At 72.5% G+C, this 18,903-nt stretch carries 18 protein-coding genes; 9 read left to right on the forward strand and 9 right to left on the reverse strand.

The genetic code is table 11. From position 1 onward, the window contains the following. Nucleotides 1-13 precede the first annotated feature (13 nt). Nucleotides 14-610 carry a molybdopterin cofactor-binding domain-containing protein gene (locus AQJ67_RS00765; protein WP_062715931.1) on the reverse strand — a complete coding sequence of 199 codons (597 nt, stop codon included), beginning with the start codon at nucleotides 608-610 and terminating at the stop codon, nucleotides 14-16. A 303-nt stretch (nucleotides 611-913) separates the two neighbouring features. Further along, nucleotides 914-2,095 (reverse strand): FAD-dependent oxidoreductase, encoded by a 1,182-nt coding sequence (locus AQJ67_RS00770; protein WP_107122753.1) that lies wholly within the window; start codon nucleotides 2,093-2,095, stop codon nucleotides 914-916. A gap of 195 nt (nucleotides 2,096-2,290) precedes the next feature. Here AQJ67_RS00770 and AQJ67_RS00775 point away from each other — a divergent pair, with 195 nt between their 5' ends. Next, entirely contained in the window at nucleotides 2,291-2,875 is a 585-nt protein-coding gene (locus tag AQJ67_RS00775; RefSeq protein ID WP_062715932.1) for an AMIN-like domain-containing (lipo)protein, read from the forward strand. A 28-nt stretch (nucleotides 2,876-2,903) separates the two neighbouring features. On the opposite strand, the gene AQJ67_RS00780 is transcribed toward AQJ67_RS00775, so the two are convergent. Next, on the reverse strand, nucleotides 2,904-4,682 hold the full coding sequence (locus AQJ67_RS00780) for a helix-turn-helix domain-containing protein (RefSeq protein ID WP_062715933.1): 1,779 nt from the start codon (nucleotides 4,680-4,682) through the stop codon (nucleotides 2,904-2,906). Between the two features lie 155 nt (nucleotides 4,683-4,837). Here AQJ67_RS00780 and AQJ67_RS00785 point away from each other — a divergent pair, with 155 nt between their 5' ends. The 5 genes from AQJ67_RS00785 to AQJ67_RS00805 all read left to right on the forward strand — a co-directional run bounded on the left by AQJ67_RS00785 (nucleotide 4,838) and on the right by AQJ67_RS00805 (nucleotide 10,037). Next, complete coding sequence (locus tag AQJ67_RS00785) at nucleotides 4,838-6,577, forward strand: FAD-dependent oxidoreductase (RefSeq protein WP_062715934.1); 1,740 nt, start codon at nucleotides 4,838-4,840, stop codon at nucleotides 6,575-6,577. A gap of 39 nt (nucleotides 6,578-6,616) precedes the next feature. After that, nucleotides 6,617-7,480, forward strand: coding sequence for an intradiol ring-cleavage dioxygenase (locus tag AQJ67_RS00790; RefSeq protein WP_062715935.1), 864 nt, complete (start codon nucleotides 6,617-6,619; stop codon nucleotides 7,478-7,480). Then, nucleotides 7,477-8,559 carry a maleylacetate reductase gene (locus tag AQJ67_RS00795; RefSeq protein ID WP_062715936.1) on the forward strand — a complete coding sequence of 361 codons (1,083 nt, stop codon included), beginning with the start codon at nucleotides 7,477-7,479 and terminating at the stop codon, nucleotides 8,557-8,559. Before AQJ67_RS00790 ends, AQJ67_RS00795 begins: the two co-directional genes overlap by 4 nt. A 95-nt stretch (nucleotides 8,560-8,654) precedes the next feature. Continuing rightward, entirely contained in the window at nucleotides 8,655-9,557 is a 903-nt protein-coding gene (locus AQJ67_RS00800; protein ID WP_062716737.1) for a YceI family protein, read from the forward strand. A 96-nt stretch (nucleotides 9,558-9,653) separates the two neighbouring features. Further along, nucleotides 9,654-10,037, forward strand: a complete 384-nt coding sequence (locus tag AQJ67_RS00805; RefSeq protein ID WP_062715937.1) for a luciferase domain-containing protein — start codon at nucleotides 9,654-9,656, stop codon at nucleotides 10,035-10,037. On the opposite strand, the gene ppk2 is transcribed toward AQJ67_RS00805, so the two are convergent. From ppk2 to AQJ67_RS00830, 5 genes are all read right to left on the reverse strand, one after another. Continuing rightward, complete coding sequence (gene ppk2, locus AQJ67_RS00810; RefSeq protein ID WP_062715938.1) at nucleotides 10,034-10,927, reverse strand: polyphosphate kinase 2; 894 nt, start codon at nucleotides 10,925-10,927, stop codon at nucleotides 10,034-10,036. The genes AQJ67_RS00805 and ppk2 overlap by 4 nt on opposite strands. Before the next feature lie 70 nt (nucleotides 10,928-10,997). Continuing rightward, entirely contained in the window at nucleotides 10,998-11,861 is an 864-nt protein-coding gene (locus AQJ67_RS00815; RefSeq protein ID WP_425264135.1) for a pectate lyase, read from the reverse strand. A 268-nt stretch (nucleotides 11,862-12,129) separates the two neighbouring features. Then, nucleotides 12,130-12,339 (reverse strand): SRPBCC family protein, encoded by a 210-nt coding sequence (locus tag AQJ67_RS00820; RefSeq protein ID WP_208614879.1) that lies wholly within the window; start codon nucleotides 12,337-12,339, stop codon nucleotides 12,130-12,132. Between the two features lie 73 nt (nucleotides 12,340-12,412). Continuing rightward, nucleotides 12,413-13,741, reverse strand: coding sequence for an enolase C-terminal domain-like protein (locus tag AQJ67_RS00825; RefSeq protein WP_062715941.1), 1,329 nt, complete (start codon nucleotides 13,739-13,741; stop codon nucleotides 12,413-12,415). 28 nt (nucleotides 13,742-13,769) lie between these two features. Continuing rightward, the gene (locus tag AQJ67_RS00830; protein ID WP_062715942.1) at nucleotides 13,770-15,107 is read right to left on the reverse strand and encodes a gluconate:H+ symporter; all 1,338 of its coding nucleotides are present in this window, start codon (nucleotides 15,105-15,107) and stop codon (nucleotides 13,770-13,772) included. Nucleotides 15,108-15,354: 247 nt separating this feature from the next. Here AQJ67_RS00830 and AQJ67_RS00835 point away from each other — a divergent pair, with 247 nt between their 5' ends. Both AQJ67_RS00835 and AQJ67_RS00840 read left to right on the forward strand, forming a co-directional pair. Beyond that, on the forward strand, nucleotides 15,355-15,627 hold the full coding sequence (locus tag AQJ67_RS00835) for a hypothetical protein (protein WP_062715943.1): 273 nt from the start codon (nucleotides 15,355-15,357) through the stop codon (nucleotides 15,625-15,627). 5 nt (nucleotides 15,628-15,632) lie between these two features. Beyond that, nucleotides 15,633-16,088 carry an archease gene (locus AQJ67_RS00840; RefSeq protein ID WP_062716738.1) on the forward strand — a complete coding sequence of 152 codons (456 nt, stop codon included), beginning with the start codon at nucleotides 15,633-15,635 and terminating at the stop codon, nucleotides 16,086-16,088. Between the two features lie 20 nt (nucleotides 16,089-16,108). Here the strand turns inward: AQJ67_RS00840 and AQJ67_RS00845 are convergent, their stop codons facing one another. Further along, nucleotides 16,109-17,521 (reverse strand): RtcB family protein, encoded by a 1,413-nt coding sequence (locus AQJ67_RS00845; RefSeq protein ID WP_062715944.1) that lies wholly within the window; start codon nucleotides 17,519-17,521, stop codon nucleotides 16,109-16,111. Between the two features lie 252 nt (nucleotides 17,522-17,773). Between AQJ67_RS00845 and AQJ67_RS00850 the strand changes: the two genes are divergently transcribed. Further along, nucleotides 17,774-18,898 carry a CapA family protein gene (locus AQJ67_RS00850; RefSeq protein WP_062715945.1) on the forward strand — a complete coding sequence of 375 codons (1,125 nt, stop codon included), beginning with the start codon at nucleotides 17,774-17,776 and terminating at the stop codon, nucleotides 18,896-18,898. Nucleotides 18,899-18,903: the final 5 nt, after the last annotated feature.

The following is an 18,903-nucleotide window of genomic DNA, read 5'->3' on the forward strand; positions in this document are numbered from 1 at the left end:
CTCTTCGGGTGGCTCAGAAGTTCAGCGGGAAGCGGCGCGGCTTGGTGCCGGTGGCGCGGGCGTAGGCGTTGGCGACGGCGCCGGCCGCGGCGGGAACGCCGAGTTCTCCCGGCGCCGCCGGGATCGCGGTCGGAGGGCAGGATGTGCGCCTCGAAGTGCTGCGGGGCGTGCCGCTGGCGGGCGAGCGAAGCGAGATGGGGGTCCCCCCGGACGGAGTCTGGGGGAGGAAGTCGGCGAAGCTGCTCTCGCGGACGGCGCCCCGGTCGATGTGCAGTCCGGCGCGCAGGATCGTGGAGATCCCGTCGACGGCGGTGCCCATGAGCTGGGCCTGAAGTCCGCGCGGGTTGACGGCCGTTCTGACGTCGGCCGCCATCACCACCTTCGTCACCCGCGGATTTTCGGGTCGACGGCGTCGATCCGAGCTGGAGCCGCCGGTGAACTGGTTGCCCTCGCTGCGGGCGTCGGCGAGCGGGATGTCGACGTCGGCGAGCCGGGCGTCCAGTTCCTCGGCGATCATCATGGCGACGGCGGTGGTGACGCCCTGGCCGACCTCGACGCGCGGCAGCCGTACGACAACCTTGTTGGCCGGGGTGACCTCCAGGACCAGCATCTCCGCGTCGGTGCCGGTGACCAGGACGTCGGACGACCGACGGTCGCCGTCCGCGGGTTCCTCGGCGCCCTCGGCGGTCGAGCCGTCGCAGCCGAGCGGTGCCGCGACGGTCAGGGTGGTCGCCGCCAGCGAGTAACCACGAACTGTCGACGGGACAACTGACGGGCCAACAGGCGCTCCTCTCCGCGAACCCGGGTCGGGGCTCCGGGTCAGTTCGACCTGTATGAGGGGCCGACGCGCGTCCGGGTTGCGCCAGTTGGTGGCTGCATCGTTCTACGGCACGGCACTGATGGCGTGAGCCGCTTACCGGGCGGGCTGCCAGAGGTCGGTTTCCCACTCCAGCTGTCGCACGAGGTCGTCGTCGCCCGGCCGGTCCGCACCGGCGCCTCGGGGGCCGGGGCCGCCGGGGCCGGGGCCCGAGGGGGTGCGGGTGCCTCGGGAGATGTTGCCGCTGACGGTGATGTTGTGTTCCACGCGGGGGCGGCGGAGCCTGTCGTACAGGGCGAGCGCGGACTCCGTGTCCGGGGCGTCCCGCAGGGACTTGGCGAGGACGACGGCGTCCTCCAGCGCCATTGAGGCGCCCTGCCCGGTCGCCGGGGACGCCGCGTGGGCCGCGTCGCCGATGATCAGGGTCCGACCGGAGCTCCAGGGCGTGCCGGTGGGCAGTTCGGTGGCGTTGGTGACCATGAGCCGGTCAGTCGTGGCCGCGACGAGGTCGGCGGCGGGGCCCGCGTCTTTGCGCAGCAGCGGCAGCAGGAGGTCGCGCAGGCCGCCAGGGGTGCCTTCGGCGAGGGCGTCGGCGGTCAAGGGTGCGTCGGAGACGCGGGCGAACCAGTACGTCTCCCCCTCGGGCGACACCGTGTACCCGAACGCGACGGAGCTGCCGCGCACCATGGTGATCGTCTCGGGGCGGCCGGTTTCGGACGCGTCGCCGGTGTAGCCGTAGAAGACATGCTGTCCGGCATAAGTCGGGCGCGTGTGCGGGGAGTTGAGGCGGCGGACGGTGGAGTTCAGGCCGTCGGCGCCGATGAGGAGGTCGCCGGTCGCCGTGGTGCCGTCGGCGAAGTGGGCGGTGACGGTGTCCGGGCCGTCGTCGACCGACACGAGGCGCTTGCCGTGCCGGATGTCGATGCCCCGGCGGGTGACCTCGGCCTGGAGGGCGGCGTTGAGATCGCCGCGCCGCAGGCATCGGTACCGCAAATGCGGGGTACCCGCCTCGCCGAGCGGCACCTGGGCGAGCTCGGCTCCGGTGTCGTCCAGGACTCGCATGGAGGTCAGTGGGAAGCCGATGGCCGTGACCGCGTCCGAGGCGTCCGTCTGTGCCAGGGCGCGCATGCCGTTGCTCGCGAGGGTGAGGAACGCGCCGATGTCCTCGGCGGAGTCGGGGTGCGCCTCGTACACGGTGACGTCGAAGCCGGCCTTGTGCAGCGCGAGAGCCGCTCCGGCGCCGGCGATCCCGCCGCCCATGACGATCAACCGCGTCACATCGCCCCCCGGTATGTGTGCGGCCCCCGTGAGCGGCGGCCGTCCTTCGTGGAACGTCCCGGACCGCGTGCGGGTTCCCGGCCGGGCCGTCGGTCGTTGTACATCCCGGACCGAGGAACTCCGGAACGGTGCAACCATTCCGCCGACCCGAATGTCTTGCCTAATATCAGACACACACCCTTCTAGGGGATGAAAATGGGACGAAACACAACCGCATGGGCGACGGCAGCCGCGCTCATGGCCGCCACGTTGGGCGTGGCGGCGGTCCCGGCCGAGGCCACCACGACCACCACCACCCAGGCGACGGCCTGCCCCACCGGCTGGGGCAGCGTGGCCAAGACCCGCTCCGCCGCCACGACGGAGTCGGTGACCGACATCAGGACCGGTCGGCACGCCTGCTTCGACCGCATGGTCGTCGACGTCCCCGGCGCGGGCACCAACGGCCTCGGCTATTCCGTCAGGTACGTCAGCCGTCTCTACCAGGACGGTTCGGGCAACCGCGTCACCGTCGGCGGCGGAGCCGTCCTGGAGGTACGGGTGGCCGCGCCCGCCTACGACGTCGACACCGGGAAGCCGACGTATCCCGTACGGGCCGGCCAGCGGCTGAAGGGCGTGGACCTCACCGGATACCGCACCTTCCGGGACGCGCGGTTCGTCGGCAGCTTCGAAGGGGACACGCAGATCGGGCTCGGCGTCCGGGCACGGCTGCCGTTCCGGGTGTGGGTGGCTCCCGACCGGGTCGTGGTCGACGTGGCGCACAACTGGACCGGGGCACGCTGAGGCCCGCGCCGGAGAGGAACCGAAGCGATCAGGGCTTCGGGGTGATCAGCGCGTCCCGCCCCTGATACTCCCGCAGCTTGCGGTAGAGGGTCGCGCGGGCGATCCCCAACGCCGTCGCGGCGCGCGCCTTGTTGCCGCCGTGGCGGCGCAGCGCCTCCAGGATGGCGGCCCGCTCGGCGAGCTCCATCGGGCTGAGGTTGCGTCCCGCGGGTCCTTCGCGGACGGGGTCCGGCAGTTCACCGCGCCGCACCGGCCCGCGGACCCGGCGCCGGCTCGCCAACGCCCTTACGAGATGGGCGAGTTCGGTCACGTTTCCGGGCCACGGATGCCGCTCCAGTGCGCGCAGGGCGTCCAGCGTCCAGGTCAGCGGCGGGCTCGCGGGGGCCGGGCCGGGCGCGAGGGCGGGCAGCAACTCCCTGATGTCCTCGGGGCGTTCCCGTAGCGCGGGCAGGGTCACCGAGCGGGCGCCGAGGGTGTCGAGGAGGCGCTGGAGGCAGGGCCCCGGGGAGTGGCCGGGTGTGTAGGTGGCGATCAGGTGGGCGTCGGGGCGTTCGTCCAGGAGGGAGTTGAGGGCGGCGACGTCCGGCTGGGCCAGCCGTTCGGCGTGGCGCAGCAGCAGGGGGCGATCGCCGGCCCCCGCCCAGCCGCCCAGCCACGGCGCGGTGCCGTCCTCCGTCTCGGGCAGGCCGGGTGATTCGGCGGCGTCCACGACCAACGCGGCCGTGCCGTCGAGCAGTTCGAGGGCGAGCGTGGTCTTGCCCGTGCCCCGCTCACCCACCAGGAGCAAGGGGCCCGAAGTGCGGGCCAGCGCCGTCGCCTGCGCGACCGCGTGCCGCCACGGCACCGAGGCCCCCACCAGCGCACTCACCGGACGCAGCGCCGCCGGCACCGGCTCCACGGGACGCGGTGCGAGCACGGCGACCAGGCCCACGGCGCACCCCTCATGCCGTACCGGAGTGATCTCGACGGTGCATCCGGCGTCCTCGGGAAGCGAGATGTCGTACGACGCACCGCTCCCGTCACCGGTGCCGCCGCCCCTCCCCCATGCCCTCGCGCTCCGCTCCAGCGCCTCCAGGACCTGCGGGGAGGCGAGGCCGGCCGCGGCCTCGCTGATCAGGCGGTTGCGGCCGTCAAGCGCGACGACGGCTCGGTCGCGGCCCCGCGCGGCCCGTTCGTAGGCGTCGTGCAGGGCTCGTTCCGCGGTACGCGTGCGTGCCCGCAGTTCGGCCTCGACGGCCGTGGCGGCCGCTTCGGCGAGGGCGGCGCCGGGGTGTGGGCGGCAGCCGGGGCGCAGACCGGAGGCGATCGTGACCGTGCCGAGCGCCTGGCCCGTTTCCGGGGAGAGCAGCGGCACGCTGACCGCGGAGACGTCCTGCCACACGTCGAGGAAGTGCTCGGGGCCGTGCACCTCGGCCCGGCGCCGGGTGCGCAGGGCGAGCGCGGCGCTGTTGTGGCCGACCGCACGCTCGGACAGGTCACGGCAGGCGTCGTCGCCGGGCGCGTTGCCGGCCGACCACAGCACCCTCAGCCGTTCGTCGGTGAGCACGAGGGCCGACCGTTCGGCGTCCAGAGCCGCGACGATCCGCGTGAGCACGGGACGCGCGGCCTCCAGCAGGGGCGAGTCGACCGGGGGCGCCGACTCCCGTCCGCGGCCGTCGAGATCGGGCCGTACGCCGAAGAAGCGGGCGCGTCGCCAGGCGGCGACGACGTCGTCCGGTACGCCGTCCGGCAGCGGGCGCCCCGTCAGAAACCGTTCACGGGCGTGGCGGAGCGGGGCGAGGGCGGGAGGATGTTCGGCGGTGCTCATGGCGCTCCTCACCGTATCGGGGGCGTCGCGCGCGGGTGCGGGCTGTCTCGTATTGAGACACCCACGGCCGACCGCACCGCTCCATGATCTTGAAAGCCGGGGCCCGTACGCGTCCCCCGCCTCGTCCCGTGTCTCATCTCCTGGAGCGTTCTGTCGTGCACACCGTTGTCGAGACCGACGTCCTGATCGTGGGCAGCGGCCCGGCGGGCGCGTCGGCCGCGCTCGCCCTGAGCACCTACGGCGTGCGCAACATGGTCGTCACCCGGTACGCGAGCCTCGCCGACACGCCCCGCGCGCACATCACCAACCAGCGGACCATGGAGGTGCTGCGCGACCTGGGCGTCGAGAACGAGGTCGTCGCGAGGGCGACGCCCCAGCGGCTGATGGGCAACACGACCTTCTGCACCAGCCTGGCCGGCGACGAGCTCGGTCGGGTGCGGTCCTGGGGCAACGACCCGCTGGTCCAGGCCGCGCACGAACTCGCCAGCCCGACCCGCATGTGCGACATGCCGCAGCACCTGATGGAGCCGGTCCTGGTGAACGCGGCGATCGGCCGCGGCACCGACTTCCGGTTCAGCACGGTCTACAAGTCCTTCGTGCAGGACGACGCGGGCGTCACGGTCACCGTCGAGGACCGGCTGCGCGGCGACGAGTACACCGTCCGCGCCCGGTACCTGATCGGCGCGGACGGCGGCCGGTCCCAGGTCGCCGTGGACGCGGGGCTGCCGATGGGCGGGCAGATGGGCGTCGCGGGCAGTATCAACATCGTCTTCGACGCCGACCTGAGCAAGTACACCGCGCACCGCCCCTCCACCCTCTACTGGGTCCTCGCGCCCGGCGCCACGGTCGGCGGCATCGGCGCGGGCCTGGTGCGCTGTGTGCGGCCCTGGAACGAGTGGCTGATCGTGTGGGGCTACGACGTCGGCGCGGGCGCGCCCGACCTCACCGAGGAGTACGCGCTGTCCGTCGTACGGCAGCTGGTCGGCGACGACGAGATACCGGTGACGATCAGGTCGTCCTCGGCGTGGACGGTCAACGAGATGTACGCCGAGACATACGCGAACGGCCGCGTCTTCTGCGCCGGCGACGCCGTGCACCGCCATCCGCCGTCCAACGGGCTCGGCTCCAACACCTCCGTCCAGGACTCCTACAACCTGGCCTGGAAACTGAAGCTGGTCCTCGACGGCGTCGCCTCGCCGGCGCTCCTCGACACGTACACCGCGGAGCGCGCGCCGGTCGGCCGGCAGATCGTGACGCGGGCCAACAAGTCCATCGCCGAGACCGCCCCGGTCTTCGAGGCGCTCGACGGGCTCTCGCCGCAGACGCCCGAGCGGCTGTGGGCCAACATCGCCGCCCGCAAGGACGCCACCGAGGCCGCCGCCGAGCAGCGGGCCGCACTGCGCGAGGCGATCGCCCACAAGGTGTACGAGTTCAACGCGCACGGCGTCGACCTCAACCAGCGCTACGCCTCCGCCGCCGTCGTCCCCGACAGCACGCCCGACCCCGGCTTCACCCGCGATCCCGAGCTGTACCACCAGCCCACCTCCCGCCCCGGCGCCAAGCTCCCGCACGCCTGGCTCACCTCCGGGACCCGGACCCTGTCCACCCTCGACACCGTCGGCAAGGGCCGCTTCACACTGCTCACCGGCATCGGCGGCGAGGCGTGGGTGCGGGCCGCCGAGGCCCAGCCCCTCGGCATCGCCACGGTCGTCGTCGGGCCCGGCCAGGAGTACGAGGACCCGTACGGCGACTGGGCGCGGCTCGGCGAGATCTCCGACGCCGGCGCCCTCCTCGTACGCCCCGACGGATACGTGGCGTTCCGGCACGCCGACGCGGCCGAGGACGCCGAACGGTTGCTCACGGACGCGCTGCGGCGGATTCTCGGGCACGGTTGAGATGGGCGCCCAGGACCATCAGCCGGGGAAGGAGCCGACATGACCGGCGACACGCCAGACACGGTCACCGACGAGGTCGTCGCCAGTCTGCGGGGTACGGCGGACCCGCGGCTGCGGGAGCTGCTGACCGGGCTGGTCCGGCATCTGCACGCCTTCGCGCGGGAGTCGCGGCTGACGCGGGAGGAGTGGGAGCGGGCGGTCGGGTTCCTGACGGCGACCGGGCGGATGTGCACGGACACCCGGCAGGAGTTCATCCTGCTGTCGGACGTGCTCGGTCTGTCGATGCTCGTCGAGACGGTCAACGACCGGCACGGTCCCGGCACCACTCAGTCCACGGTCCTGGGCCCCTTCCACATGACCGAGTCGCCGGTGCGCGAGCTCGGCGCGGACATCGACCTGGTGGGCGGCGGCGAGCCGTGCGTGGTGAGCGGGCGGGTGCTGTCCCGGGACGGCACGCCTCTGCCGGGCGCGGTCGTGGACGTGTGGCAGGCCGACGGCAACGGCTTCTACGACGTGCAGCGGCCGGACGTCCAGCCCGCGGGCAACGGGCGCGGCCTGTTCACCGCGGACGGGGAGGGACGGTTCTGGTTCCGTACGTGTGTGCCGAGCCCGTATCCGATCCCGACGGACGGGCCGGTCGGCGGGCTGCTGGAGGCCACCGGACGGCACCCCTACCGGCCCGCGCACATCCACTTCATCGCCTCGGCCGAGGGGCACATCCCGGTGACCACGCACATCTTCGTCGAGGGCAGCGCATACCTGGACTCGGACGCGGTGTTCGCGGTGAAGCCGGGCCTGGTCACCGACTTCGCCCCGGTCGACGACCCGTCGGCGGCAGGGGGGTTCGGCGTGCCAAACCCCTTCCGGCACGCCCGCTTCGACCTCGTGCTGGAGCCGTCATGACGCACGCCCTCGACTTCTCCTACGAGACCCGGCCCGCGCGGGTGGTCTTCCGGGCCGGCGCCGCGGTGTCGGCGACGCCGGACGAGGTGGAGCGGCTGGGGCTGCGGCGGGTGCTGGTGGTGTGCGGGGAGCGGGGCGGGGACACCGCGCGGGCGGTCGCTGACGCGCTCGGCCCGGCCTGCGCCGATGTGCACGACCGGGCCCGGATGCACGTCCCCGTCGAGGTCGCCGACGCGGCGGTCCGGGCGGCTCGCGCGGCGGGCGCCGACGGCTGCGTGGCGGTCGGCGGCGGCTCGTCGATCGGGCTGGGCAAGGCCGTCGCCCTGCGCACCGGGCTGCCGCTGGTCGCGGTGCCCTCCACCTACTCCGGCTCGGAGATGACGCCCGTCTGGGGCCTGACCGAGCACGGCGCCAAGCGCACCGGCCGCGACCCGAAGGTGCTGCCCCGCAGCGTGGTCTACGATCCCGACCTCACCCTCTCCCTGCCGGTCGCGCTCTCCGTGACCAGCGGCGTCAACGCGCTCGCGCACGCCGTCGAGGCCCTGTACGCCCCGGACACCTCGCCGCTGGTGGCGCTGATGGCCGAGGAGGGCGTACGGGCGATGGCGCGGGCGCTCCCCGCGGTGGCCGAGGAGCCGGCGTCGCTGGACGCCCGCGGGCGTGCCCTGTACGGGGCCTGGCTGTGCGGGTCCTGTCTGGGCGCCACCACGATGGGCCTGCACCACAAGCTGTGCCATGTCCTGGGCGGCACCTTCGGGCTGCCGCACGCCGAGACGCACACCGTGGTGCTGCCGTACGCCCTGGCCCACAACGCGCCCGCCGCCCCGGACGCGGTCTCGGCCGTGGCCCGCGCCCTGGACACCGGCGACGCGCCGACAGCCCTGTGGGACCTGGCCGGACGCCTCGGCGCGCCCCGCTCGCTCGCCGAACTGGGCCTCGCCGAAGCCGACTTGGCGTTGGCGGCCGCGCAGGTCGCGAACCAGGCGTACGCCAATCCCCGCCCGGTCACGGCCGACGGCGTGCTCGCCCTGCTGCGGGCGGCGTACGAGGGCGTACCGCCGACGTCGGCCGAGCGCTGACGTCTTCGCCCGTCCTCGACGCGACTCCGCTCGAACACCCCCCCACGTCCCCCCCGTCCCCCACATCCCCCACGTCTGGAAGAAAGGTGATCAGCATGCCCCTCGGTCTGCTCAGGAGGCGTCGCTCCCGAGGAGCGCCGGGCGCCCCGATGCCCGTGCCGGCCGGTGCGGGGGTCGTGGGCCGCGAGGTCGTGGATCCGGTGGGGCTGCCGATGCGCGGCGCCGACGTGACCGTGACCGCGCTGGACTCGCACGAGGTCGTCGCGTCCGGTACGACGGACCCGTACGGCCTGTTCTTCGCGGCGCTGCCGCCGGGCCGCTACAGCCTCATGATCACGGCCGAGGGGCTGACCCCGCACCGCGAGCCCCTGGACGTCGTCGCCGGTCCCCCGCAGCCCGCCGCCCGGGTCCAGCTGACGTCGGCCCGGCAGCTGGAACTGCCGTCGCCCGGCACCTGGTTGTTCGACCCGCCGCACACGGCGATCCGGTTCATCGCCAAGCACGTCGGCATGGCCCATGTGCACGGCCGCTTCGAGCGGTTCACGGGCGGCATCCGGGTGGCGCAGGACATGACCGCGTCCCAGGTGTCGGTGCGCATCGAGGCGGCCAGCATCACCACGGGCAACAACACCCGGGACAACCACCTGCGTTCCGCCGACTTCCTGCACGTCGAGCGCTACCCGTACATCGACTTCGCCAGCACGCGGTTCGCCTACCGGGGCGGTGCCAAGTGGACGCTGCACGGTTCGCTCACCATGCACGGCGTCAGCCGCTCGGTGGAGCTGGACACCACCTACCTGGGGTCGGTCAACGGCGGCTACGGCGAGGAGCTGCGGTGCGCGGCGCTGGCCAAGGCGGAGCTGCACCGGGAGGACTTCACCCTGAACTGGCGCAGCATGCTGGCGCGCGGCATCGCGGTGGTCGGGCCGACGGTCCAGCTGGAGCTGGACGTGCAGGCGATGTACCGCACGCACGACACCCCGACGCCGCCGGAGTAGCCGATGGGGCGCGGGGTGGCCGAGAGGTACCTCACGCCCCGGTTACGAATCGCTCAACCTCTGGTTGCGAAGCGATGATCGGGTGACTATGGGGACATGACACTGGCCCAGCGCGCCATGGAACAACTGGAAGTCTGGCCCGACCTCAGTTCGGGCTCGGCCAGTTGCGGCGCAGGGCGGGCACTGCGCTCCGTCCACAGCGAGATCGTGCACTTCCACTCGGACCGTGACGTGGACCTGCATCTGACGTCGGGGGCCATAGGCCGCTTCCACGCCGATCTCCAGGAGTCGACGGCGATCCGGCTGGTCCCCGGCTCGGACTGGGTGACCGTGCACCTCGACTGCGACACGGACGTCGATCTGCTGATGAGCCTGGTCAGCGCCGCCCTCAAGGCCCATCAGAACCGCCCCTCCCCTGCCGGGCGCACGGCAGGGGACGAGTGCAACTTCCGTCGCGTCACGGTGCTGCCGCGCGGTTAGCGTTCGAGTTCGGCGTCGTCCTCCCCCGCCTCCAGCAGGCCCGCCGCGGCGCCGATGATCCGGGGGTCGGGGTCGCCGACGACCTCCTCGTCCTTGTCGGAGTAGTCGAAGCGGGCCAGCACGCTGCGCATGGCCTCGACGCGGGCGCGCTTCTTGTCGTTGCTCTTCACCACCGTCCAGGGCGCGTGCTCGGTGTCCGTCTCGCGGAACATGGCGACCTTGGCGGCGGTGTAGTCCTCCCAGCGGTCCAGCGAGGCCAGGTCCATGGGGCTGAGCTTCCACTGCCGTACGGGGTCCACCTGGCGGATGGTGAAGCGGGTGCGCTGCTCGCCCTGGGACACCGAGAACCAGAACTTGATCAGGTCGACGCCGTCGTCCACCAGCATCCGTTCGAAGGCCGGGGCCTGTCGCATGAAGCGCCGGTACTCGTCGTCGGTGCAGAAGCCCATCACGCGTTCCACACCGGCCCGGTTGTACCAGGACCGGTCGAACAGCACGATCTCCCCGGCGGTCGGCAGATGCTCGACGTACCGCTGGAAGTACCACTGTCCGCGCTCGCGCTCGGTCGGCTTCTCCAGGGCCACCACCCGGGCGCCGCGCGGGTTGAGGTGCTCGGTGAAGCGTTTGATCGTGCCGCCCTTGCCGGCCGCGTCGCGCCCCTCGAAGACGACGACGAGACGGCGGCCGGTCTCCTTGATCCAGCTCTGCAGCTTCAGCAGTTCGATCTGCTGGAGCCGCTTGTGCCACTCGTACTCCGGGCGCTCCATGCGCTGCTCGTACGGGTAGTTCTCCCGCCAGGTGTCCACGGGGCTGCCGTCCGGCCGGATCAGTACGGGGTCGTCCTGGTCGGTGTAGTCGACGTGCAGCCCTGACAGCAGTTCGGTGTCCATACATCCGCATGGAAGCGAGCGCTTTCATACGCCCGGCGAACCCCAGGCAAAGATCACGTAATGCACGGCGTCAGCGGTAGGTGATGTCGGACACGCGGTAGCGGCAGTAGGTGCCGTCGGGACCGCTGCCGGTCCTGGTGGGCTCGGCCCCGCTGTCGTTGCCCTCGAAGCGGTCGCACACGTCGATGTCCCGGCCGCTGTCCCCGGTGATCGTCACGCCCGAGAGGGCCGCCGTGTCCCCGTAGTTGGCGTTGATCCCGGCGACGGCGGTGCCCGGTCCGGTCACCCGGACGTCGCTGATGACGACATGGCGTTCGTACTGGGTGTCGCAGTTGCCGCACGAGCGGTACAGCTTGCCGAAGTCCGCCACCTGGAAGCCGCTGATGGTGACGGTGCCGGCGCCGTTGTGCTGGAAGACCTTGTCGTCCGCGTGCCGCGCGCCCCCGCCCTGGACGAGGTACGCCGCCGACGCGGACGTGCCCTTGAACGTCGCGGCGTCCTCGCCGACGTCCTCCCACCACACGTTCCTGAGGGTGCAACTGCCCAGACAGTGCACACCGTCGGCGGCCGGCGCGCCCAGGACCACGTTCTGCAGCGTCGCCCCGTCGGCGAGTTCGAAGAGCGGGCCCTGGTCCTCGTCCTGGCCGTCGCTGCCGAGGGCTCCGGAGCCGTGGAAGCGTCCGAGGCGGCCGTCGTAGGTGCCGGTGACCTCGATGGTGGCGGCGACCGCGCGGTCGGCGGCGGGAACGGGCCATGCGGCGAAGCCGGTCGAGGAGCGGGCGGGGGCGGTCGTCTTCCTGGGTGCGGTGGCACTCTTGCGGGGTGCGGCGGACGCCTTCGCGGGGGACGGTGACGCCGACGACTTCGCGGGCGAGGGGGAGGCGGACGTGACCGTGTCGGAGGGCGACGGGGAGGCGCTGCCCGCCCCTCGCAAGGTCGAGGCGTCGCCCTTCGCCGCCCGGTCCGGTCCCGGGTCGGTCCTCGCCAGCAGACCGCCGACGAGTACGGTGCCGGCGACCAGGGTGGCGGCCAGGGCCGCGACGAGTGGCGTGCGGCGGCGGTCAGGTCTCTTACGGTGGCTGCGCGGGTTCGCGGCGGTGCTCATACGGTGACTCTCGTTCGGGCTCGGGGAGGCGTCGGGAGGCCTCCTCGCCCCTCAGTCGCCGCCGGACGCCCGGAGGTTGCCGATCACTTTCCCGAGGTCACCGTGGCGCGGCCGCGACCCGCCGGGCGAGGTTGGCGAGCGCCGTCCGGGTGCCCGTCTCGTTGTCCGCGGCGGGCACGACGTGCCGCGCAGGGCGGGGTCGTCGACCGTGGTAGGTGCCGGTGTGCGCGGCCGACTTCCCGGTGGCGGTCGGCTCGTCATGGGTGAGCGAGACCCGGAAGGACCCGCCCTCCCGGCTCTCGAACACGTGCACCTGCCCGGTACATGGCCTCACGACAGATGCGGGTGCACGGAACGGCGGCCCTGCCGCGGCGGCCGGCTCAGCGCACGAGACACGGCCGCTTCGCGTCGAAGGTCCAGCCGTCGATCAGATACCGCATGCCGGCGGCGTCGTCACGGCCCGACAGTGCCTTCTCCCGGTACAGCTCGTGCGCGGCGAGCAGCCGGTCGTGGTCCAGGCGGACTCCCAGTCCGGGCGTGTCCGGTACGGCGACCTCGCCGCCGCTGATCCTCGGGGGTTCGACGGTGAGCCGTTCGCGTCCCTCCTGCCAGATCCAGTGCGTGTCCAGGGCGTTGTACTCGCCGGGCGCTGCCGCGCCGCAGTGGGCCATCATCGCCAGGGAGATGTCGAAGTGGTTGTTGGAGTGGCAGCCCCAGGTCAGCCCCATGGCGTGGCACAGCTGGGCGACGCGTACCGAGCCCTGCAGGGTCCAGAAGTGCGGGTCGGCCAGCGGGATGGACACGGACTGCAGGGCGAGGGCGTGGGTCAGCTGGCGCCAGTCGGTGGCGATCATGTTCGTGGCCGTGGGCAGTCCGGTGGCCCGGCGGAACTCCGCGAGGATCTCCCGGCCCGAGTAGCCGCCCTCCGCCCCGCAGGGGTCCTCGGCGTAGGCGAGGGTGCCGACGAGGGGGCGGCACAGTTCGACGGCCTCGCTCAGGGACCAGGCGCCGTTGGGGTCGAGGGTGATCCGCGCCTCCGGGAAGCGCTCCTTGAGCGCCCGTACGGCCTTGACCTCCTCCGCGCCCGGCAGGACCCCGCCCTTGAGCTTGAAGTCACGGAAGCCGTAGTGGTCGTAGGTGGCCTCGGCCTGGCGGACGATCGCCTCGGGGGTCAGGGCCTCCTCGTGCCGGACGCGGTACCAGTCGACGGCGGCGTCGGGGTCGCGGACGTAGTCCAGGTCGGTGCGGTCCGGGTCGCCGACGTAGAAGAGGTAGCCGAGGACCCGGACCGAGTCGCGCTGCTTGCCGTCGCCGAGGAGGGCGGCGACCGGGACGTCGAGGTGCTGGCCGAGCAGGTCGAGGAGCGCCGACTCGACGGCGGTGACGGCGTGCACCGTGGTCCGCAGGTCGAAGGTCTGGGCGCCGCGACCGCCCGAGTCCCGGTCGGCGAAGTTCGCCCCGATCGCACGCAGGACGCGCTTGTAGTCGCCCACCCGCGCGCCGACGACCAGTGACTCGGCGTCGCGCAGGGTCCGCGTGATCTTCTCCCCGCCGGGGACCTCGCCGAGCCCTGTACGGCCCTCGGAGTCCTCCAGGACGACGACGTTGCGGGTGAAGCAGGGGGCGTGGGCGCCGGAGAGGTTGAGGAGCATCGAGTCGCGGCCGGCGACCGGGTACACGGAGAAGCGGGTGACGACGGGTTGGCTCATGGCAGGCGGGGCCGTTCTCGTGAGGGGGTCAGATGCTGAGGGCGTCGAGGACCTGTTCCAGGACCAGTACGCCACCGAGGCCGAGGATCGCGAGCACCGTCGTGTACGTGGTGCGTGCCTTGATCGCGTCGAGGACGGACAGGTTGAAGTACTCCTTGAACATCCAGAAGCCCGGGTCGTTGACGTGGGAGAAGGCGATGGAGCCGCAGGAGACGGCGAGCACCATCACCTCGGGGTGGACGCCGCTGCCCGCGAGCAGGGGCAGGGCGACGCCGGAGGCGGTGACGACGGCGACGGTGGCCGAGCCGAGGGCGACGCGCAGGATGGCCGCGATCAGCCAGGCCAGGACGATCGGGGAGATCGACCAGCCGTCGGTGACGTCCTTGATGTAGTCGGATATGCCGCCCTCGACGAGGACGTTCTTGAAGGCGCCGCCCGCGCCGATGACGAGCAGGATCATCGCCATCGCCTGGGCGGCCTCCTTGCAGGAGGCGCTGACCTCGGCGAGGCCGCGGCCGATGCGCGGGCCGAACGCCCAGATCGCCACGAGCAGGGTGAGCAGCAGGGCGATCGGTGCGGAGCCGATGAAGGCGACGAAGTGGAGCGGGCCGCTGTCGCCGGAGGCGGCCAGATCCGTCACGGCGGCGCCGGCGATCAGGACGACGGGCAGCAGCGCGACGGACAGCGACCAGCCGAGGCCGGGCATCTCGTCGTCCTCGAAGACCCGCTCGCTCACCAGGCCCTTGGGGATGGAGGGGTTCATCGCCCGGACGAAGGGCAGGCGCGGCCACAGCAGGGCGATGAACGCGCCGACCGGGACGGCGATGAACAGGCCGTAGAACAGGGTGAGTCCGACGGAGGCGTGGAAGGTGGCGGCCACCGCCGTGGGGCCGGGGTGCGGCGGCAGGAAGCTGTGCATGGTGGACAGGGCGATCGACATCGGCAGCCCGACCCACAGCAGGTTCGCCCGGGTGACCCGGACGAGGGTGAAGGCGATCGGCACGATGATGACGAAGGCCACCTCGTAGAACATCGTCACGCCGATGAGCATGGCCGTCAGCACCATGGCGACCTGGACCCAGCGAGGGCCGCACACCTCCAGGAGCTTCCCCGCTATCCGCTGGGCGGCGCCGGAGTCCCCCATCACCCGGCCGACCATGGCGCCGAGCCCGATGGTGAGCATGGTGTCGCCGATCTGGTCGCCGATGCCCTCGGCGAGTACGTCCGGGATCTTCTCGAGCCCGATGCCCTGAACCAGGCCGACGCCCACCGCCACCAGGAGCAGGGCGGCGAAGCCGTTCAGTTTGAGCCTGGTCATCAGAACGAGCAGGACCAGAACACTGATCCCGACCACCACGAGCGGCATTCGGTTCTCCTTTGAACGGCGGGCCGCTTACGTTCACCCCGCTGAACGGGGTCCTCACATGAAGACGACGTCTACATATGAGGACGGAGATTATGTTCATGGTTGGTCAAGGTCAATGGGGCTGCGCCGCCGGATTCACCCGCGCCCTCCTTCGGCGCCGGCGATACGCGATGGCCGCTCGCGGGTACCCGTAGGCGTCTCGCGGGTACCCGTAGGCGTGTAGCACCCTCCTGGGGAGATGACTCGGATGCTGTTCCTCGGACTACTCCTCCTCGCGGCCAGCGGCGTCTTCACCGGTCTGGTCATCGCCGACAACCTGTCCGGCGGCCCCGAGTACTCCGTCTCGGTGCTCGGCCAGGACCTCGCGGCCATGAACACACTGGCCGTCTTCTGCTCGGGCCTCGCCCTGGCGCTCGTCTTCTGCCTGGGGCTGGTCCTGGCGAGGAACGGTGCGACGCACCACCGCCACGGCAGGCCGTGGCCGGACCGACAGCGCGCACGGCACGAGCGGATCAGGTGATGCCGATGGTCGGCGACCCGGACGACGACATCCAGACCCGGCGCAACGGCGGCAGCGGCCACCGGGCGGTGCCGCACACGGCCGACGTGCGGATCGAGGCGTGGGGCGCGAGCCGGGAGCGCTGTCTGGTGGAGGCCGCGCTCGGCATGGTGGAGTGCTTCGCCGACGTCACGGCGGTCCGGCCCACCTCGATGGAGCGGGTGCGGCTCGCCGAGAACAGCGACGAGGAACTGCTGACCGCACTTCTCGACGAGGTGGTCTTCCGCCTTGACGTGGACGGCCGCGTGCCCGTCGACCTGGAGGCCGACACCACCGACGGTGACCTCGACGTACGGCTCGCGCTCGCGGAGCTGGGGGACGTGGAGGTCACCGGCGCCACCCCGAAGGGCGTCTCGTGGCACGGGCTGCACATCGGGCCGGACTCGTACGGGTGGTCGTGTGCGGTGACCGTGGACGTGTGAGGCGACCTCCCGGCCGCCGCTCAGCCCTTCACCACCCCCAACGGCACCAGGCGGGCCACCGTCCGGCACAGGCCGGCGCCCTCGCTCGCGGCCACGACCTCGCTCACGTCCTTGTACGCCTCGGGCATCTCCTCCGACAGGCCGCGCAGCGAACGCGGACGGACCGCGATGCCCGCCGACTCCAGCCGGGCCCGCACTTCCCGGCCGCCCACGGCACGGGCGGCCCGGTGACGGCTGAGGACGCGGCCCGCGCCGTGGCAGGTGGAGTGGAAGGCGTCCCCGTCCGCCACGCCGACCAGGACGTACGACGCGGTGCCCATCGTGCCCGGGATCAGCACCGGCTGGCCGACGTCGCGCAGATCGCCGGGCAGGTCCGGATGGCCGGGCGGGAAGGCGCGGGTCGCGCCCTTGCGGTGGACGCAGAGTGTGCGGCGTGCTCCGGCGACCGGGTGGGGCTCGATCTTGGCGAGGTTGTGGGAGACGTCGTACACCAGGGACAGCCGGGCTCCCGTGGCACGCCGGAAGACGATGCGGGCCGCGTCGGACAGCAGCTGGCGGTTGGCCCGGCCGTAGTTGGCGGCGGCCGCCATCGCGCCGAGGTACCGCTGCCCCTCGGGTGAGTCGACCGGGGTGCAGGCCAGCTGGCGGTCGGGGACCTTGATGCCGTAGCGGGCCATCGCGCGGTCCATCAGCCGGACGTGGTCGGTGCAGATCTGGTGGCCGAGGCCGCGGGAGCCACAGTGGATCATCACGCACACCTGGCCGACGGCGATCCCGAACGCGGCCGCGGCCTGCTCGTCGTACACCTCGTCGACGCGCTGCACCTCCAGGAAGTGGTTGGCCGAGCCGAGGCTCCCGACCTGTGCGAGCCCGCGCTCCCGGGCCCGCGCGCTCACCTGGTCCACGTCGGCGTCGGCGACCGCCCCGCCGTCCTCGCAGCGCGTCAGGTCGCGCTCCTCGCCATGCCCCTCCCCCACCGCGTACCGGGAGCCGCCCAGCAGGATCCGCTCCAGCTGCCCGGGGCCGGTCAGATGCCACACCCCTCCGGGGCCGGCGCCCCGCGGGATCGCCCGGTCCAGGCCGTCCATCACGACGGGCAGCGCCGACGCCAGCCCGTCCCGGTCGATGTCGGCGGTGAGCAGGCGGACACCGCAGGAGATGTCGAAGCCGACACCGCCGGGCGAGACGACCCCGCCGTCGGCCACATCGGTCGCGGCGACGCCGCCGATGGGGAAGCCGTAGCCCCAGTGGATGTCGGGCATGGCGTACGAGGCACCGACGATGCCCGGCAGCGTGGCCACGTTGACCACCTGCTCCAGCGATTTCTCGGCGTCCCTCAACAGCGTCCGCGACGCGAACACCACGCCCGGCACCCGCATGGGACCGTGCGGGTCGATACGGAAGCGGTGGGAAGCTTCCTGGACCAGTTCCATGACGGCCTCCCGCACCTAGGCGAGCACGCTCGGACACCCGGCGTCGCAGGTGCGGGGTACCCGCGCGGGACACGACGTACCGGGTCGGGGGTTTGTGGGCGACCGCGGGTCAGTGGGGGCTGGTCGCGCAGTTCCCCGCGCCCCCTGGAGGCGCGTCCGGTGCACGTACCTCTTAGGGGCGCGGGGAACTGCGCGACCAGCCACGAACCACCCCCAGCCGCCCCGGCCCCCGAGCACCCGTACGGTGGAGGCATGAACGGCGGCACGGTCACGCTGTTCGTCTGCGGTGATGTGATGCTCGGACGCGGCGTCGACCAGATCCTGGCCCGGCCCGGGGAGCCGGAGCTGCGCGAGGGGTACGTCACGGACGCCCGGTCGTACGTGAGCATGGCGGAGGCGGTAAGCGGCCCGATCCCGGCGCCCGTCGACCCGTCCTGGCCGTGGGGCGAGGCGTTGCCGTTGCTGGAGTCGGCCGGCCCGGACGAGCGGATCGTCAATCTGGAGACGTCCATCACGCGCAGCGACGCGTTCGAGCCCGGCAAGGCGGTCCACTACCGCATGCATCCGGCCAATCTGCCCGCCCTCGGGGTGGCCCGGCCCGATGTCTGCGTTCTGGCCAACAACCATGTGCGGGACTTCGGCGTGGCAGGCCTGGCGGAGACGCTCGACGTGCTGCACGGAGCGGGTCTGCGGACGGCGGGCGCGGGGCGCGACGCCGAGGAGGCGTACGCTCCCGTGGCGCTGCCGCTCCCGCACGGCGGCCGCGTGCTCGTGTTCGCCCTCGGGGCCGGTACCAGCGGCGTCCCCGCGGGCTGGGCGGCGACGGCGGATCTGCCCGGTGTCGCCTACCTGCCCGAGCTGACGCCCGCCACGGCCGCAGCCGTGGTCCGGCGCATACGGCAGGTGAAGCGGTCCGGCGACCTCGTGGTCGTGTCCGTGCACTGGGGCTCGAACTGGGGCTACCTCGTCCCCCGTGACCAGCGCCGCTTCGCGCACGCCCTGGTGGACGGCGGCGCCGACGTGGTCCACGGCCACTCCTCGCACCACCCCCGCCCCGTCGAGATCCACCGGGACCGGCTGATCCTGCACGGCTGCGGCGACTTCATCGACGACTACGAGGGCATCCCCGGCTACGAGCGCTACCGGGACGACCTCCGCGTCGCCTACTTCGTGACGCTGGCGGCGGACACGGGCGAACTCACCGAGCTGCGCATGGTGCCCCTGATCGCCCGCCGTATGCGCCTGGAGCCCGCCCCGCCCGAGGACCGGACCTGGCTGCGCACGACGCTCGACCGTGTCAGCCACGGCGCCCACCTCATCCTGGACCCGGACGGCACGCTCGCGCTGCGGAAGTCCGCCGCCCGCGCCGCCCCGTGAACCAG

The sequence above is a fragment of the Streptomyces caeruleatus genome, assembly GCF_001514235.1.
In the GTDB taxonomy this organism is placed as follows: domain Bacteria; phylum Actinomycetota; class Actinomycetes; order Streptomycetales; family Streptomycetaceae; genus Streptomyces; species Streptomyces caeruleatus.

Coding starts and splice junctions, on each gene's coding strand:
- AQJ67_RS00765 (WP_062715931.1), bottom strand. CDS start 610: ATGCTGGTCCTGGAGGTCACCCCGGCCAACAAGGTTGTCGTACGGCTG.
- AQJ67_RS00775 (WP_062715932.1), top strand. CDS start 2,291: ATGGGACGAAACACAACCGCATGGGCGACGGCAGCCGCGCTCATGGCC.
- AQJ67_RS00780 (WP_062715933.1), bottom strand. CDS start 4,682: ATGAGCACCGCCGAACATCCTCCCGCCCTCGCCCCGCTCCGCCACGCC.
- AQJ67_RS00790 (WP_062715935.1), top strand. CDS start 6,617: ATGACCGGCGACACGCCAGACACGGTCACCGACGAGGTCGTCGCCAGT.
- AQJ67_RS00795 (WP_062715936.1), top strand. CDS start 7,477: ATGACGCACGCCCTCGACTTCTCCTACGAGACCCGGCCCGCGCGGGTG.
- AQJ67_RS00800 (WP_062716737.1), top strand. CDS start 8,655: ATGCCCCTCGGTCTGCTCAGGAGGCGTCGCTCCCGAGGAGCGCCGGGC.
- AQJ67_RS00805 (WP_062715937.1), top strand. CDS start 9,654: ATGACACTGGCCCAGCGCGCCATGGAACAACTGGAAGTCTGGCCCGAC.
- ppk2 (WP_062715938.1), bottom strand. CDS start 10,927: ATGGACACCGAACTGCTGTCAGGGCTGCACGTCGACTACACCGACCAG.
- AQJ67_RS00825 (WP_062715941.1), bottom strand. CDS start 13,741: ATGAGCCAACCCGTCGTCACCCGCTTCTCCGTGTACCCGGTCGCCGGC.
- AQJ67_RS00830 (WP_062715942.1), bottom strand. CDS start 15,107: ATGCCGCTCGTGGTGGTCGGGATCAGTGTTCTGGTCCTGCTCGTTCTG.
- AQJ67_RS00835 (WP_062715943.1), top strand. CDS start 15,355: ATGCTGTTCCTCGGACTACTCCTCCTCGCGGCCAGCGGCGTCTTCACC.
- AQJ67_RS00840 (WP_062716738.1), top strand. CDS start 15,633: ATGGTCGGCGACCCGGACGACGACATCCAGACCCGGCGCAACGGCGGC.
- AQJ67_RS00845 (WP_062715944.1), bottom strand. CDS start 17,521: ATGGAACTGGTCCAGGAAGCTTCCCACCGCTTCCGTATCGACCCGCAC.
- AQJ67_RS00850 (WP_062715945.1), top strand. CDS start 17,774: ATGAACGGCGGCACGGTCACGCTGTTCGTCTGCGGTGATGTGATGCTC.